Origin of the sequence: Vitreoscilla stercoraria DSM 513 (genome assembly GCF_000382305.1) — a bacterium.
In the GTDB taxonomy this organism is placed as follows: Bacteria; Pseudomonadota; Gammaproteobacteria; order Burkholderiales; family Neisseriaceae; genus Vitreoscilla; species Vitreoscilla stercoraria.
In genome coordinates, this window is the sequence record NZ_KB908026.1 from 30,783 (window position 1) to 47,199 (window position 16,417).

The window sequence follows — 16,417 nt, forward strand, 5'->3', positions numbered from 1 at the left end:
GCTGCAATAAGTTTATGCGCCCAAAATTTCAATCGTATGATTTTGATTGGTGTAAATACAAATGCTGCCTGCAATTTCCAGCGACTTTTTAACCACTACCTCAGGCGCTAAATCCGTATTTTCCATCAAAGCACGCGCTGCAGATTGTGCAAATGCACCACCCGAACCAATCGCCGCAATGCTGTCTTCAGGCTCTAACACATCACCATTGCCTGTAATCACCAAAGTATAGTGTTTGTCCGCAACAATCAACATCGCTTCTAAGCGACGCAATGCACGGTCTGTACGCCATTCTTTTGCCAACTCAATCGCTGCCACCATCAATTTGCCTTGGTGTTTTTGCAATTTGCTTTCAAACAACTCAATTAAAGTAAACGCATCTGCTGTACCGCCTGCAAAACCTGCCAACACTTGATTGTTATACAATTTACGCACTTTGCGTGCGGTGGCTTTGATAATGGTATTGCCCAAAGTGACTTGACCGTCACCACCGATGGCCACATGTTCACCACGTCGCACCGACACAATCGTCGTGCCGTCAAATTGCTGCATATAAACTCCTTAATTATGGATATTTCACCTTGATTAACTTATTTAAGATGAGGGCAAACTGTTCGGACATCAAGCCAAACTGACATAAAAAATGTCATTCGCCTCTCAAAGCGTGGCATGAGAACGACAGCTAATCATCCATATCACACCAAACTTGTCTTCAACCAAACCATATTTAGGTGTCCAAAATGTATAATCCAAAGCCTTGCGAACCATACCACCTTCGCTCAAAGCTTCAAAAATACGCTCCACATCTTCTTCCGTATCGCCTTGCCACGACACCAACATGCCTTGTTGTGGCTGATACATGTTTTCAGACGTATCACAGCCTAATAATTCTTGCCCGCCCAAATCCAACTGCGCAAACATGATTTTTGGGCTCAAAGCAGCACTGGCTTGCTCCAACAAAGGTGCATCGCTATAACGCAACAATCGCACATTGCCACCAAAAACACTCTGATAAAACACAAATGCCGCTTCACAATCACCATCAAACATCACAAATGGGCTAAAACTCATGGTCATACTCCTGTTTTAATCAGTATCGCAGCCAAGAGACTCCCATTGGATTTATGCTTGAGGCAGCAATGCTTGCAATTGGTAAATCACATCCAAAGCAGCTTTAGGGGTGAGCTCATCGGCTTGCAATTGTTGTAAGGCTTCGATACAAGCTAAATATTCATTAGGAATACAAGTTGTATCAACATGCTCATCGACTGTGATTTGAGCATCAGGTTCCCACTCTTGGAACAAGCCCAATTGTGCCTGTTGTTCACGCTGTTGTTGCTCTAATTGTTGTAAATATTGCTGTGCAGAATGTAAAGCTTTATTCGGCAAACCTGCCAATTTTGCCACCGCCACGCCATAACTTTTGCTGGCAGGTCCTGCTTGAACTTGGTGCAAGAACACAATGTCTTGTCCTTGTTCCAAAGCATTCAAATGCATGTTAAAAGCGTCCTGAAAGCGTTCAGGCAGCTTGGTTAATTCAAAATAATGTGTGGCAAACAAAGTCAGCGATTTGTTTTTTTGTAGCAAATATTCGGCAATCGATTGCGCCAACGCCAAGCCATCAAATGTGGATGTACCTCTCCCCACTTCGTCCATCAATACCAACGATTTTTCCGTGGCATGATTCAAAATATAAGCCGACTCCGACATTTCCACCATGAAAGTCGAGCGATTGCCCGCCAAATCATCGGATGCGCCAATACGGGTAAAAATTTGGTCGACCATACCAATGCGAGCAGACTGCGCAGGCACCAAAGAACCGACATGAGCAAGCAATACCAACAAAGCCGTTTGACGCATGAACGTCGATTTACCACCCATATTGGGACCTGTTAACAACATCAAACGGCGTTTGCTATCGAGTTGCGCATCATTGGCGATAAATTGTGTCACTTGTGCCGCCACCACAGGATGACGACCTTGCTGAATGTCGATACACGGAAAATCTAATAATTGTGGTACAACCCATCCGTCTTGCGCCGCCACAGCCGCCAAACTTGCCAACACGTCCAAAGTTGCCGTTGCCTTCGCCAATTGCTGCAATAAACTCAAAGCGTCCTGTAACTCTAGCACCAACGCATCAAACAGTTTTTTCTCTAACGCCAAAGCTTGATCTTGCGCAGTCAACACTTTGTCTTCAAACGATTTTAATTCAGGTGTGATATAGCGTTCAACATTTTTCAAAGTTTGACGACGCTGGTAATCGCTTGGTGCAGACTCAGCTTGCGCCTTGCTCAATTCAATGTAAAAACCATGTACCCGATTGAATTCCACTTTCAGCGTCGATAAACCCGTGCGCTCACGTTCTCGTGCTTCCAATGCTTGTAAAAATTCATCACCATGATTTTGTACATGGCGCAAATCATCCAAATGAGCATCAAAACCATCATTGATGACACCACCATCACGCAACCACACAGCAGGCTCAGGCAAGATAGCGGCCTGTAAACGGGCTGCGATAGCCAAGCCTTGTGGCAATACCGTTTGCAAATTGGTGAGTAATTCGCTGGTGCATTTTTCAGGCCAAGCCAAATGTGCCAACACCGATAAACTGTCACGCAATCCTGCCAAATCTCGTGGACGCGCACTGCCAACGGCAATGCGTGCTGTGATACGCTCGATGTCTGCAATGGGTTTAAAAGCGTCCTGTAACCATGTGTAATGTGCCAACAAAGCCACCACAGCTTGTTGACGCAATACAATCTCCGCTTTGTGCGTTAACGGCTGATGCAACCACTGATGCAATAAACGGCTGCCCATGTGTGTGGCACACACATCCATACGCGACAATAAAGTCGGGGCAGCTTTGCCGCTCAAGGTTTGGCTGATTTCTAAATTGCGACGGCTGGCAGCATCAATTTGAATGTATTGACTGTGTGACTCGCATTGCAAGGCTTCTAAATGCTGCGGCATTTGCGATTGGGTCATTTGAATGTAATTGAGCAAAGCTCCCGCAGCCGCCACCGCAGGCAAATAGGCTTCATCTTCTAAACCCAAACCATGTAAATCTTGAATTTGGTAATAGCGCAAAATCTGCCCACGACCTGCATCGGCTTCTACTTGCCAAGCATGCAAACGGGTCGTGATTTTGGCAAAAACACCCAAATCCAAACCATGACCATCCGCAATCAAAATCTCAGCAGGCTCCAAGCGTCCCAACACATGCACAATATGGTCAGCTGCACACAATTGGCAACGAAATTCACCACTTTGCAACGAAGCCCATGCCACTGCCCAAGCTTTTTTGTGTTTAGCTATGGCCACAATGCGATTGCTGTCTTTGTCGTCCAACAAAGCACTGTCGGTCAAAGTACCTGGTGTCACCACACGCACCACTTTGCGCTCAACAGGTCCTTTACTTGCACCCACTTCCCCCACTTGTTCCACAATCGCAACAGATTCGCCCAGCTTCACCAATTTGGCCAAATACTGCTCTGCGGCATGAAACGGCACACCCGCCATTTTAATCGGCTCACCTTCATATTGACCACGACTGGTCAACGTGATGTCTAACAATTGGGCTGCTTTGGATGCATCATCAAAAAACAATTCATAAAAATCACCCATGCGATAAAACATCAATTTATCGGGATGATGTTGTTTCAAAGACAAATATTGAAGCATCATTGGCGAAACAGTGGGCTTGGCACTCATAAATATCTAAACTATATAGTGTAAAAACAAACCATATTGTACCGAAGCTGCTTTGGTCTTGTGACATCGTACTGTTATAATCCAAATAATATTCTACTATCATGATTGTTCTAAGGAATTCTATGCAACACTGGTTACGCACACTATTGGCAAGTTCACTGGCTTTGGTAGGGGCGCAAGCTTTGGCCAATGGCATGGTTTTACCTGATGAACAATTACAACAAGATTTGTCTTGGTTAAGCAACCGCGGTGTGATTAACCTCAGCTTGTCTACATGGCCGATGAGCGGTGAAGAAGTGCAAATTGCGTTAAGCGATGCCAAACCACAAACCACTCAAGACCAATTGATGATTGATCAAGTGCGCAATCGATTAAACGCTTTAAAATCCAATTTTGTGGTTGAAGCGCAATCTGCTACGGGCTTTAACCCTTTAGGTCAAGGCTTAGGTGACACAACTACAGATCAACACCGATTTTCTGCTATTGCTCAATATCAAAACCAATATGTTGACGTTCGCTTACAAGGCAATGCTGTTGGTGGTGAGGGTGTAGATCGCTCAAGTCATGGCAATTTGAATGGCTCTTATGGAGCAGTCAAATTGGGCAATCAGTGGCTGTCTTTTGGCCAACAACAACGTTGGTGGGGTCCGGGCAAAGAAGGCAGTTTGATTATGGGTCATACTGCCCGTCCTGTAACTGGTTTTGCCTTGCAACGTGCCGAGCAAACACCGTTTGAATCTCCTTGGTTATCATGGTTAGGTCGCTGGCAATACCAACTGACTGCGGGTCAATTGGCACATTATGATGCCGTACCTGATGCCAAATTGATTGGTATGCGCGTGAACATCCAACCTACTGATTACTTGGAACTGGGCGCTTCTCGTGCCATGCAATGGGGTGGTGAAGGTCGTCCTCAATCTGCAAAATCTTTTTGGAATGGCCTGATTGGCAAAGGTGACAATACTTACACCGCTGCTGAAAAAAGCCAAGAACCAGGCAATCAATTAGGTGGTTTTGAAGCCAAATTAAAACTACAACCTTTAATTGGCTTACCTGTGAGTATTTATGGTCAAGCCATTGGTGAAGACGAAGCAGGTGGTTTACCTTCTAAAAATACTTATTTGCTTGGCGTAGAAGGCAGCCATGCTATGGGTAACAATGCTGTCAATTGGTATGTAGAAGGCGCAGACACCACCACTTCATTGGGCAGCAAAGAAGGCATTACCTATAATCACCATATTTATCGCAATGGCTATTACCAACAAGGTGCACCTTTAGGCTATGCCTTAGGTGGTGATGCAAAAACCGTGACCACCAAAGTCACTTTCTCAACGCCTGACCAACAACGCCTCAGCGGTAAAGTCACTTATGCAGAAGTCAATCCAACCGATCATGCCAACAATCGTATTTTATCTTATGCAGATAAAATGGCGATGTTAGAAGTCGGCTATGGTAAGACATTTAAAAATGGTTTGAATGTCGATTCAACTGTATGGTACAACCATGCTGCTGACGTATCGACATACGATGGTGCTGGTGTAGGCGTGAAACTTTCAATGCCTTTTAAGTAACCAACCCACTTTAATTCCACAGGCAGCTTGGCTGCCTGTTCGACTTTAGAAGCCATGAAAAAACACCAATTACTTCATTCCAATAAATTTCGTTTAATCGCCATCTGCTCAACAGCAGCCTTATTAACCGCTTGCCCATCCACCACAACACCACCTCCGAGCAGCGGCAATGCAAATACCCCTATTCAAGGTCCTATTTCTGCGATTCCTGCTACGCCTGCAGGGCAAACCTTTGCCACACCTGGTCAAAACGTCCGCTATACCTCAGCCACATTCCAAGACATCCCTGAATGGCAAGGCCAAGCGTTTCAACAATCTTTATTGTCTTTCCAGCGTGGCTGTACCAAGCTAACCAACAAAGTACAATGGCAAGCAGTTTGCCAACAAGCCAAAATCACGCCGATGAACAATCAAGCGGCAAAAGTGTTTTTTGAGAATTTGTTTACACCTTGGAAAATCACCGACAATGGCAATCACTCAGGCACCGTAACAGGTTATTACGAGCCTGTTTTGCTTGGTGATACCCACCAAACAACGCAAGCGCGCTTTCCAATTTATGGCATTCCGAATGATTTTATCAGCGTGCCTTTGCCTGACGCCAATCGCTTAAGTAAAGGCAATGTGCGCATCAATGTGACAGGTGCCAATCAAGGTCGCATCGCTGCAGGTGGTAACCTCAGCGCCAATTTGAACAATTTCCCTATTAACGAACGCAGCCGCAATCTCAAAGGTCGGGTGGTTGGCAATCAATTTGTGCCGTATTACACCCGTGCTGAAATCAATGCAGGCGCCCTGAATGGCAAAGCACCTGTTTTGGCCTATGCCAATGACCCTGTCGAATTGTTCTTCTTGCACATTCAAGGTTCAGGACGCTTGCAAACGCCAAGCGGTCAATTTGTGCGCTTGGGTTTTGCTGATAAAAATGAACATCCTTACAAATCCGTTGCCACTTATATGGCCAATAAAGGCTATTTGCCCTTAGCGCAAACTTCTATGCAAGGCATCAAAGCATGGATGCAACAAAATCCTCAACGATTGTCTGAAGTGTTGGGACAAAATCCAAGCTATATTTTCTTCCGCACCAACCCAGCCAGCGCCAATGAAGGTCCTATCGGTGCTTTAGGTGCACCGTTGACAGATGAATATTCAGCCGCAGTAGACCGCCATCATGTGGAATTGGGTTCACCTATTTTTGTGGCGACCACGCATCCACTCCATAATCAACCCCACAACCGTTTAATCATGGCACAAGATACAGGCACCGCTATCAAAGGCGGCATACGTGTGGATTATTTCTGGGGTTATGGTGATGCCGCAGGCAATGTGGCAGGCAAAATGAAACACCAAGGGCAAGTTTGGATGTTGTTGCCAAATGGTTATACACCTCGTTACCAACCCTAAAGCATTCATACATGCCTTAGGGTGTGCATGAATGCGGCCTCATACTCATTGCAATAAAGAATGCCTAAATCAAAGAAGCGTCCTGTAAATGTTTACAGGACGCTTCTTTGATTATTTGGCAAACAATTTATCTGAAAACAAAATACGCTTGACCAATTTATTCATGTCTTTGCGCTTGCGTATGTCTACCGCCAACACATCGGCATCACTACCAAAGTCAATAGCAGCTTGTTGCAGTTTTTCAATAAAATCAGATTCTCTTTGTTCCATACTGATTTTATTGACACCAATCACCAAAGGCACACGATCCAAAACATCGGCAAAAGCATGCAAATAAAAACGCAAATCTTGCAAGGGATTGCGTGCGCTGGCATTCAACACAATGATGACCCCACGGCTGCCTTTGCTTAAGATTTCCCACATGAAATCAAAACGTTCTTGACCTGGCGTACCATACAAATGCACTTTGGTTTCGGCATCCAAAACAATCGTACCGTAATCCATCGCAACAGTCGTTGCCTCTTTCATGGTTTGTGTTTGGTCTGAAGCCAAGATGTCAGTTTCCACCACCTGAGACGTACTATAAGTACGAATGGCAGTGCTTTTACCGGCGCCTACAGGTCCGGTAACAATGATTTTGTGATCAAACATTGCGGTATGTTCCCGTTTTAAATATGTGTGTGTAGTCTCATATAAGCCACTTAAGGCTTACTAGGCGCAATGCCCGTGTGCATCATAGCAATAAAAAACCCAGCATGACGCTGGGTTAGATTAAAGTTTCTGCGATTAAATCACTCAAATCAATAAACACCTTGAGCAATCATGGCATCAGCAACTTTGACAAAACCAGCTATATTAGCGCCATTAACATAGTTAATGAAACCATCTTTTTGCTTACCATAGCGAACGCAATTGCCATGAATGTCTTTCATAATAGCATGCAAACGTTCGTCTACTTCACCATGAGTCCAGTTAAAGCGCAAGCTGTTTTGTGACATTTCCAAGCCAGAAGTCGCAACACCACCTGCGTTTGATGCTTTACCTGGTGCATACAAAATTTTCGCATCTACAAATGCGTCTACTGCATCCAATGTTGATGGCATATTAGCACCTTCAGCCACACATTTCACGCCATTTTGAATCAACAATGCTGCATCAGCACCATTCAATTCATTTTGCGTTGCACATGGCATTGCAATGTCTACAGGTACAGCCCAAGGACGTTGACCTGCAATATACTCAATACCTGCCACATTGGCTAAGTCAGACAAACGACCACGTTGAATGTTCTTCAAATTCATGATTTCAGCCAACATGTCTTCAGAAATACCATCTTTCACATAAATCATGCCGCCTGAATCACTCAAAGTCACCACTTTTGCACCCAATTCAGTGGCTTTTTGCGCAGCGTATTGCGCCACATTGCCCGAGCCTGAAACAGAGACAATTTGACCATCCAAATTCATACCACGGGTACGCAACATTTCTTCAGCGAAATACACATTGCCATAACCTGTCGCTTCAGGACGCACCAAGCTGCCACCATAAGCCATGCCTTTACCCGTGAATACACAGCTGGCATCATTGCTCAATTTTTTCATCATACCAGCCATGAAGCCCACTTCGCGTGCACCCACACCAATATCACCAGCAGGAACGTCGGTATTTGAGCCTAAGTGACGGTACAATTCCACCATCAACGCTTGGCAAAAACGCATCACTTCGCCATCACTCTTGCCTTTAGGGTCGAAGTCAGAGCCGCCTTTACCGCCGCCCATAGGCAAAGTGGTCAAAGCATTTTTGAAAGTTTGTTCGAAACCGAGGAATTTAAGAATGGAGAGATTAACAGATGGGTGAAAGCGCATGCCGCCTTTGAAAGGACCGATGGCTGAATTGAATTGAACACGGAAAGCACGATTAACTTGAACTTGGTTATGATCATCGACCCATGCCACTCGGAATTGAATCACACGTTCAGGTTCCACTAGACGCTCTAATAAACCATGTTCGCCATATTGTGGATTTTTTTCAATGAATGGCCATAAACTGGTCATCACTTCTTTAACGGCTTGCAAAAACTCTGGCTGATTTGAATCTCGAACGGCAACCTGATTCAGGAACTCGTTCACATTGCTATATTTCAAAATGACATCCTTAAAGTGTAACAAGAAAAAAATTCATACAGACTATATCAATGACATCATGATGACAGCTAAACCATGAATACCGACGTATAGGCTCAATTTGAACCTAATTCTAGCACAATCCAGAAAGCAAACAGGTAATTTTTACTGAGTTTTGGCTACTTTAAAGCAAAGAAAAATTTATTTTGAAATAAAGTACCAATACTAAAATATATCTATAAAAAAATGCCAATACTTTTTACAGCCTTGGCATCTGGTACCTATTTTACTATATTGTCATTAAATTCCAAAATAATCTTCAACTCTTGCAATGGTTTCATTAATGAGTTCATCATTGTGCGCCGCAGACATAAAAGAAGCCTCAAATGCCGATGGCGCCAATGCCACACCACGCTCTAACATGCCATGGAAAAAGTGCTTAAACGCCTCTTGGTCACTCGCTGATACATCCGCAAAAGTTTGTGGAATGCGGTCATTAAAATAAAAACCAAACATGCCGCCAACATATTGACCACTCAATGGCACACCAGCTTTGGCGGCAGCTGCACACAAACCATTAACCAAACGCTCACTGTTGCGATTCAAACACTCATAAAAACCATCACGCTGAATGATTTCCAAAGTTTTCAAACCTGCCATTACTGCCAAGGGGTTTCCCGACAAAGTACCTGCTTGGTACACACCGCCCAAAGGTGAAATACACGCCATGATGTCTTTGCGACCACCAAATGCCGCTAAAGGCATGCCGCCACCAATCACTTTGCCCATTGTCGTTAAATCAGGTGTGATGCCGTGCAACGATTGTGCACCACCCAAAGCCACACGGAAACCCGTCATCACTTCATCGTAAATCAATACCGAACCGTGTTGCTCAGTCAAACCACGCAAGGCTTTTAAGAAATCAGGTATTGGTTGCACCATGTTCATATTGCCAGCAATCGGCTCCAAAATCACACACGCAATTTCATCACCGATTTTGTCAAATGTGTTTTGCAATTGCTCGATATCGTTGTAAGACAAAACGATGGTGTGTTGGGTGAAGTCTTGCGGCACACCTGCTGAGCTAGGATTGCCAAACGTGAGCAAACCGCTGCCAGCTTTCACCAACAAGCTGTCAGAATGGCCGTGATAACAGCCTTCAAACTTGATGATTTTATCGCGGCCTGTAAAACCGCGCGCCAAACGAATGGCCGTCATCGTCGCTTCGGTGCCTGAGCTGACCAAACGCACTTGCTCCACACTTGGCACAAGTTTGATGATTTCCTCGGCAATGCGCACTTCACCTTCGGTAGGCGCACCAAACGACAAACCATCCAAAGCCACTTCACGCACCGCTTCAATCACTTCAGGATGTGCATGCCCCACAATCGCAGGACCCCAAGAACCAACATAATCAATGTACTCGACGCCCGCTTCATCCCAAACGTGCGCGCCTTGTGCTTTTTTAATAAAGCGCGGCACGCCACCAACACTACCAAACGCGCGCACAGGCGAATTCACGCCACCGGGAATGACTTGTTTGGCTTGTTCAAATAACTCTTCATTGCGATTCATAATAATTCCTACTTGTTTACAGGACGCTTACCACGCACTGTAAGGATGTTGACTCAAATAAGCATTGGTAAAACGACCATCATGGGTGATTTCCTCACCCAACCATTCAGGACGCTCAAACGCAGTGTCTTCCGATGGCAATTCAATTTCTGCCACCACCAAAGGTGCATTGTCGCCAAAATACTCATCGACTTCAAATGTATGTCCACCAAAATCAATACAATAACGGTGTTTTTTCATTTTAAACGGACACATATTGTCAATGATGCTCAAAGCGTCCTGTAATGGAATGGGGTATTCAAACTCATGGCGTGACACATCAGAAATATACCCTTTTAAAGTCAACCACGCCTCGTCCCCCACCACACGCACACGCATGGTGCGCTCTTTTTCGACGCTCAAATATGCTTGATACAATAATTTAGGCTCAACTTGTCCACGCCAAGCATCGTTTTTCACCAAAAAACGGCGTTCAATTTCAACTGCCATACACATCCTCAAAATGGTTTAAACACCACCAAATACAAAGCCACCGCCAATATTAAGGTTGGAATTTCACCATATATACGAAACCAACGTGGCGAATAAATATTTCGCTCTGCACGAAAATCTTGCAACAAACGCCAACAATAAAAATGATAGCCAAGCAAAATCACACCCAATGTGATTTTAGAATGCGACCATCCTTGCCATAAGCTGCCACTCATCAAACTGAATAAACCAAACACCACTGCCAATATCGCCCAAGGTGTCATGAACCGCCATAACTTCTCTGCCATAGCCAACAAACGTTGATACTCACGTTGGGTTTCCGTGGTATGAGGCAGCATGTGTGCCAAATTGACAAACAATCGGGGCAGAGACAACAAACCTGCGAACCAAGAAATCACAAAAAACACATGCAATAGTTTGAACCACAAATACATGTCGCCCCCTTAGCATCAAGCAAAGACTATTCATTAAGTACGTATGTGATCGCGAGCTTGTGGAAACAAACGCCCAGCTTGGTATAACACCAATAAAAAACTTTCCTCTAACCACAATCGCAATTGTTTGCTCTGCGCACTGTCGTTATAACGCGATGTTGGTGTCGGAGCAGTTTGCACATCCATACCCAAATCATCCGCAATAAAATGAGCGCGCGCCAAATGATGTGGATCACTGATGACAATCAAACGCTTCATCTCGCTGCCAACCAACAATTCCCGCGTGTTATACAAATTTTCATATGTGTCGCGCGACTGGCTTTCTAAAATCATGTCAGCTTGTTTGATGCCTTGCTTGCCTGCATAACGCGCCGCCACTGCCGCCTCAGTCGGATAACCTTCCACAGGCGTTCCACCTGTAAAAATCAATTTATCCACCATGCCATCGCGGTAAAGTTTTAAACCATAATTGATGCGCTCTTTGAACACAGGTGATGGATTTTTACCCCAAGCAGCAGCACCAAGCACCACGGCAGCATCCGCCTGTTGCAAAGTTTGCGGCTGCGCATAATGCCACACTTGGTACAAAGCCCAAGTTTGCAATACCAATACCGCCAACACACTCAAATACACACCGCGGCGCAGGTAATACCAAAAAGATTTATGCTTGTTCATGACCTTGTTCAGCCAACCAACTCAAAGCCAAAGACGGTGGTCGGCAAATCACCGCATCCTCACCGCATACCAAAATGGGACGCTGTAACAAATGCCGATGCTCAGCCAAAACATTGGCCCAAGCCACATCATCAGCGTCCTGTAAATGTGGCCACGACTCATGTTCATCTTGACTGGCACGCACCAAGGCTGAAACAGGTTGTCCCAAAGCTTTTGCCAAAGACAAAACCGTCTCTGGCGTCAAAACCTGTTCTAAATACAAAATGATTTGCACATCCACCCCTGCTTCTTGCAACAAAGCCAAAGCTTCGCGCGATTTAGAGCATTGAGGATTGTGATAATACTGTTTCATGTTCGCTCTCTTAAGGTTTGGCGGCACTCCACGCGCTGTCCAAACGACTTCCAAAACTTTGTAACTGTTGCTCCGCACTGGTTTGAGCGGCCTGTAAACGGCTAACCTCTGCTTCCAATTGGCTCACACTGCTTTTAGCCGCCTCAAGACGCTGTTGGGCAATCACCAACTGGCTTTGTTTTTCAAGCAATTGGGTTTTGCTCAATTGTATGCTGCTTAAAGCCGTTTGATACGACTTTTGTGCTGACAACAATTCCATTTCAATAGGTGTTTGCGCCACAGCCCAAGTTGTCGCCAACGAGCATACTGCTGCCATCCAATAATGCTTCATTTTCTACCCCTTTGTGTCATTTACTGTGGACACACCAAATCATATTGTTTTTTTGCCGCCGAGCCTGTCGTTACCAAGTTATAACCGACTTGATGACCGAAAGTTTGCTGATTAATCATCACGCCTTGTTGGTTATACAATTCAGTGTCCAAAATACGATAGCTGCGTTCACGACATTGCATTTGATAAGTGCTGACCGCCGTTTTGAACACTGGCACATTCGGCAAAGACTCCAAACGGATATCATCGACCACTGTGCGAGTGCGATACGTCACCACATTGCCATTTTTTTGTATGCTTTGAGTGTCAATTTCATGTTTCACATTTTTATTGGCAGAGTCGCCCAAAGCTTTCCAAGAACCTACTGGACCCACTTGAGAAGTGGTTTGGCAAGCAGACAACATCAAGATTGCCACCACGCCCAATATGCCTAACCAAGGTTTTGATTGTGTCACCATTTATCATCCATCAAAGCATCTATTTAAGGCAATCAGTGTAGCAGCTATTAACTGTCATTAGCAGCTTAAAGCGACTAAAATGATGTTTTCGTCACGGTTGCGCATCACATGAACACCCACGCCTTACAGATTTTACACGACACCTTTGGCTACCAAAATTTCCGTGGTCAACAAGCCGACATTGTCGAATGTGTGGCAACAGGAAACCATGCCATCGTGTTAATGCCAACAGGTGGCGGCAAATCTTTGTGCTACCAAATCCCTGCTTTAATGCGTGCAGGTGTCACCATTGTGGTGTCGCCATTGATTGCGTTAATGGATGACCAAGTCGCCAATTTACAGGCCGCAGGCGTTGCTGCGGCAGCGGTTCACAGTGGCATTCCCTCTGAAAAACTGCATGCCATCGCTCACGACATCCGACAAGGCGTCCTGAAACTGTTATACGTTGCGCCTGAACGTTTGGTGAGCGAGCGTTTTGTGCGCTTTATGCATTCTATCGATATCGGTTTGTTTGCCATTGATGAAGCGCATTGTGTCAGCCAATGGGGGCACGATTTTCGACCTGAATACCAACAATTGGGCTTTTTAGCCCACGAATTCCCACACATTCCTCGCATGGCGTTAACGGCTACCGCAGACGAAGAAACCCGTGCCGACATTCGCCATTATTTACAATTACAGGACGCTCAAACTTTTGTGTCCAGTTTTGACCGTCCCAATATTTTTTACCAAGTCATCGAAAAGAACAATGGTAAAAAACAATTGTTACAATTTATCAAAAGCCAAGGGCATCAAGTCAGCGGAATTGTGTATTGCCTGTCACGCAAACGGGTGGAAGAAGTGGCTTTGCTATTGCAAGAAAATGGTTTCAATGCCATTCCCTACCACGCAGGTTTGGACATGGCTGTTCGTACGCGCCATCAAAAACAATTCAGCCAAGAAGACAATGTGATTGTCGTGGCGACGGTGGCGTTTGGTATGGGCATAGACAAACCCGATGTGCGTTTTGTCGCACATTTGGACATGCCAAAATCCATCGAACATTTTTATCAAGAATCAGGACGGGCAGGACGTGATGGGCTGCCAGCGATTTCTTGGTTGTGTTATGGCTTAAACGATTGGGTATTGCTACGCCAACGCATACAAGACGGCGAAGCCAGCTCAATGCAAAAACAAATCGAATTACAAAAAGTCGATGCGGTCTTGTCTTTGTGCGAAACCGCTACTTGTCGCCGCCAATTGTTATTGGCCCAATTTGACGAAGTTTCAGAGCCTTGTGGCCATTGTGACAATTGTTTGGAAACGCCTGTGCGTTTTGATGCGACCGAATTGGTACAAAAATTATTGTCATGCGTTTATCGCCTCAAACAAAATTGTGCCACTTCCTACGTCATCGATGTTTTACGAGGCAAAGACAGCGATTGGGTGCGCCGCTTAGGTCATGACAAACTGTCTACTTTCAATATTGGTGCGGACTTAAGCGACAAAGAATGGCGTTCGGTTGTGCGCCAATGCGTGGCAGGCGGATTGCTCAGCGTCAATCTCAGCCACAACCAAGCTTTGCAATTGACCGAAGCATCCAAAGCCGTCCTGAAAGGCGAACAACAATTGTGGTTGCGCCCACTCAAACGGGATAAAAAAGCGGTATTGTCTGCGCCTAAAACCACTGTTTTGCGCACCGAACGTCAAGAACGTTTGTGGCAAGCCTTGCGCACTTGGCGCAAAGCGCGTGCGCTGGCGGACAGCGTGCCTGCTTATGTGGTTTTTGCCGACCGTACTTTGGACAGTTTGGTGGAACATGCACCACAAAATTTGGCGCAATTGGATGGCATTTATGGTTTGGGTAGCAGCAAACAAGCCAAATATGGTCAAGAAATTGTCGATTTGTGCGTCAACATTTTACAAAATGATGTCGAACCTAATACCGATATTTTGGCTTGATAATCTGTTGAAAAACAGGGATTATTTGCACATATCATAAAAACACAGCAGACAAAGGGGCGGCATGAAACCATTTTATTGGGCATTAATCACGGCAACATTGACCGTGAGCAGCTGCGCTTCCATGTCGCCAGAAGAATGCATGGTGGCAGATTGGCGCCAAATTGGTTTACAAGATGGCAACGCAGGTTACAACAACCAACAATTGGCACGCCACCAAAAAGCCTGCACCAAGGCCAATATCACACCTGATTTCAACCAATATCGCCTCGGTTATCAAGAAGGTTTGAAAAATTATTGCCAACCGCAAAATGTGTTCAGCCTTGCCATGCAAGGACGCGGCGATATCAACGTGTGCCCTAGCCAACAACAAACCTTGCTTGGGCCTTTTTACCATGTTCCACATGATTATGTAGAGGCCAAAAAAGAGGTTGAGAACCAAATTGAAAACTTAGAACGCATCGACAGACGCTTGCGTGACAAATTGTCTGACGATGAGCGACGCCATTATCATAGTGAAAGACGCAGCGCACATCTGCGTTTGCGCCAAGCCGAGGCCGAATACGACCACCAAGCTTATCGTTTGCGCGATTTCCAACGCATGCACAACGTCTATTAAAACTGAAAACAATAATCAAAAAGCGTCCTGTAATCGTTTACAGGACGCTTTTTCATATCACCGTATCTTAAAAAATACCAGCGACCAATGCTGCAATCAATTGTGAAAATTTCATAATCATGGTCACAACAGGACCCATAATCATCCACAGCAAACCCGTCATCATCAAACCAATTAAAATCCAAGTGCCATAAGGTTCAATCTTTTGAAAGCTTTGTGAGGCTTTGGCAGGCAAAAACGAATCGACAAAACGACCACCATCCAATGGCAAAATCGGCAACATATTCAAAGTAAACAACACCGCATTAATCATAATGCCAATGCTTGCCATCTTCGCCAAACCTTCTTGAAAAGTCATCGGCACCACATAACTGAGTCCCAATATCACTGCCCAAACCAAAGCCATCATCAAATTAGATGCAGGTCCTGCAATCGCCACCATACGCATGCCGACACGCATATTGCGCAAATTGCGAGTTTGTACTGGTACTGGCTTTGCCCAGCCGAAAATAAATGGTGTGAACATGAATGTCAGCAACGGAATGATAATGGTGCCGACCAAATCAATGTGCGCCAATGGATTCAAAGTCAAACGACCCAATTGTTCGGCAGTGCGGTCACCATAATGACGCGCCATATAGCCATGTGAAGCCTCGTGTACGGTTAAAGCCAACAAGACAGGCACAATCGCCAGTAAAAAAATCCCCAAATCAAACGACTGAAACATGTTT

17 protein-coding genes are annotated in these 16,417 nt (G+C 45.1%); 4 read left to right on the forward strand and 13 right to left on the reverse strand.

From position 1 onward, the window contains the following. Positions 1-12: 12 nt before the first annotated feature. The 3 genes from hslV to mutS all read right to left on the reverse strand — a co-directional run bounded on the left by hslV (position 13) and on the right by mutS (position 3,714). Positions 13-552: an ATP-dependent protease subunit HslV gene (gene hslV, locus H150_RS0107990; RefSeq protein ID WP_019958529.1), complete on the reverse strand. Its 540-nt coding sequence runs from the start codon at positions 550-552 to the stop codon at positions 13-15. Between the two features lie 105 nt (positions 553-657). Further along, positions 658-1,071 (reverse strand): VOC family protein, encoded by a 414-nt coding sequence (locus tag H150_RS0107995; RefSeq protein ID WP_019958530.1) that lies wholly within the window; start codon positions 1,069-1,071, stop codon positions 658-660. A 51-nt stretch (positions 1,072-1,122) separates the two neighbouring features. After that, the gene (gene mutS / locus H150_RS0108000; RefSeq protein ID WP_155970497.1) at positions 1,123-3,714 is read right to left on the reverse strand and encodes a DNA mismatch repair protein MutS; all 2,592 of its coding nucleotides are present in this window, start codon (positions 3,712-3,714) and stop codon (positions 1,123-1,125) included. Between the two features lie 122 nt (positions 3,715-3,836). Here mutS and H150_RS0108005 point away from each other — a divergent pair, with 122 nt between their 5' ends. Then, entirely contained in the window at positions 3,837-5,285 is a 1,449-nt protein-coding gene (locus H150_RS0108005) for a capsule assembly Wzi family protein (protein WP_019958532.1), read from the forward strand. Positions 5,286-5,339: 54 nt separating this feature from the next. After that, the gene (gene mltA / locus H150_RS0108010) at positions 5,340-6,686 is read left to right on the forward strand and encodes a murein transglycosylase A (RefSeq protein ID WP_019958533.1); all 1,347 of its coding nucleotides are present in this window, start codon (positions 5,340-5,342) and stop codon (positions 6,684-6,686) included. Positions 6,687-6,797: 111 nt separating this feature from the next. Here the strand turns inward: mltA and H150_RS0108015 are convergent, their stop codons facing one another. The 9 genes from H150_RS0108015 to H150_RS0108055 all read right to left on the reverse strand — a co-directional run bounded on the left by H150_RS0108015 (position 6,798) and on the right by H150_RS0108055 (position 13,126). Beyond that, positions 6,798-7,337 (reverse strand): GTP-binding protein, encoded by a 540-nt coding sequence (locus H150_RS0108015; protein ID WP_019958534.1) that lies wholly within the window; start codon positions 7,335-7,337, stop codon positions 6,798-6,800. A 149-nt stretch (positions 7,338-7,486) separates the two neighbouring features. Continuing rightward, on the reverse strand, positions 7,487-8,830 hold the full coding sequence (gdhA, locus tag H150_RS0108020) for an NADP-specific glutamate dehydrogenase (protein ID WP_040755807.1): 1,344 nt from the start codon (positions 8,828-8,830) through the stop codon (positions 7,487-7,489). A gap of 279 nt (positions 8,831-9,109) precedes the next feature. After that, positions 9,110-10,384 carry a glutamate-1-semialdehyde 2,1-aminomutase gene (hemL, locus tag H150_RS0108025; RefSeq protein WP_019958536.1) on the reverse strand — a complete coding sequence of 425 codons (1,275 nt, stop codon included), beginning with the start codon at positions 10,382-10,384 and terminating at the stop codon, positions 9,110-9,112. A 27-nt stretch (positions 10,385-10,411) separates the two neighbouring features. Beyond that, positions 10,412-10,873, reverse strand: a complete 462-nt coding sequence (locus H150_RS0108030) for a CYTH domain-containing protein (RefSeq protein WP_019958537.1) — start codon at positions 10,871-10,873, stop codon at positions 10,412-10,414. Between the two features lie 8 nt (positions 10,874-10,881). Beyond that, positions 10,882-11,310, reverse strand: a complete 429-nt coding sequence (locus H150_RS0108035; protein WP_019958538.1) for a CopD family protein — start codon at positions 11,308-11,310, stop codon at positions 10,882-10,884. Between the two features lie 33 nt (positions 11,311-11,343). Further along, positions 11,344-11,985 carry a YdcF family protein gene (locus H150_RS0108040; RefSeq protein WP_019958539.1) on the reverse strand — a complete coding sequence of 214 codons (642 nt, stop codon included), beginning with the start codon at positions 11,983-11,985 and terminating at the stop codon, positions 11,344-11,346. After that, on the reverse strand, positions 11,972-12,337 hold the full coding sequence (locus H150_RS0108045) for an ArsC/Spx/MgsR family protein (RefSeq protein ID WP_019958540.1): 366 nt from the start codon (positions 12,335-12,337) through the stop codon (positions 11,972-11,974). Before H150_RS0108045 ends, H150_RS0108040 begins: the two co-directional genes overlap by 14 nt. A 10-nt stretch (positions 12,338-12,347) precedes the next feature. After that, positions 12,348-12,668 carry an efflux RND transporter periplasmic adaptor subunit gene (locus H150_RS0108050; protein ID WP_019958541.1) on the reverse strand — a complete coding sequence of 107 codons (321 nt, stop codon included), beginning with the start codon at positions 12,666-12,668 and terminating at the stop codon, positions 12,348-12,350. Positions 12,669-12,688: 20 nt separating this feature from the next. Continuing rightward, complete coding sequence (locus H150_RS0108055) at positions 12,689-13,126, reverse strand: surface-adhesin E family protein (protein ID WP_019958542.1); 438 nt, start codon at positions 13,124-13,126, stop codon at positions 12,689-12,691. Positions 13,127-13,234: 108 nt separating this feature from the next. Here H150_RS0108055 and recQ point away from each other — a divergent pair, with 108 nt between their 5' ends. Together recQ and H150_RS14050 are read left to right on the forward strand one after the other, a co-directional pair. After that, positions 13,235-15,067, forward strand: a complete 1,833-nt coding sequence (gene recQ / locus H150_RS14045) for a DNA helicase RecQ (protein ID WP_019958543.1) — start codon at positions 13,235-13,237, stop codon at positions 15,065-15,067. A gap of 64 nt (positions 15,068-15,131) precedes the next feature. Beyond that, on the forward strand, positions 15,132-15,686 hold the full coding sequence (locus H150_RS14050; RefSeq protein ID WP_019958544.1) for a DUF2799 domain-containing protein: 555 nt from the start codon (positions 15,132-15,134) through the stop codon (positions 15,684-15,686). 67 nt (positions 15,687-15,753) lie between these two features. Here the strand turns inward: H150_RS14050 and H150_RS0108070 are convergent, their stop codons facing one another. Then, the gene (locus H150_RS0108070; RefSeq protein ID WP_019958545.1) at positions 15,754-16,413 is read right to left on the reverse strand and encodes a site-2 protease family protein; all 660 of its coding nucleotides are present in this window, start codon (positions 16,411-16,413) and stop codon (positions 15,754-15,756) included. Between the last annotated feature and the right edge of the window lie 4 nt (positions 16,414-16,417).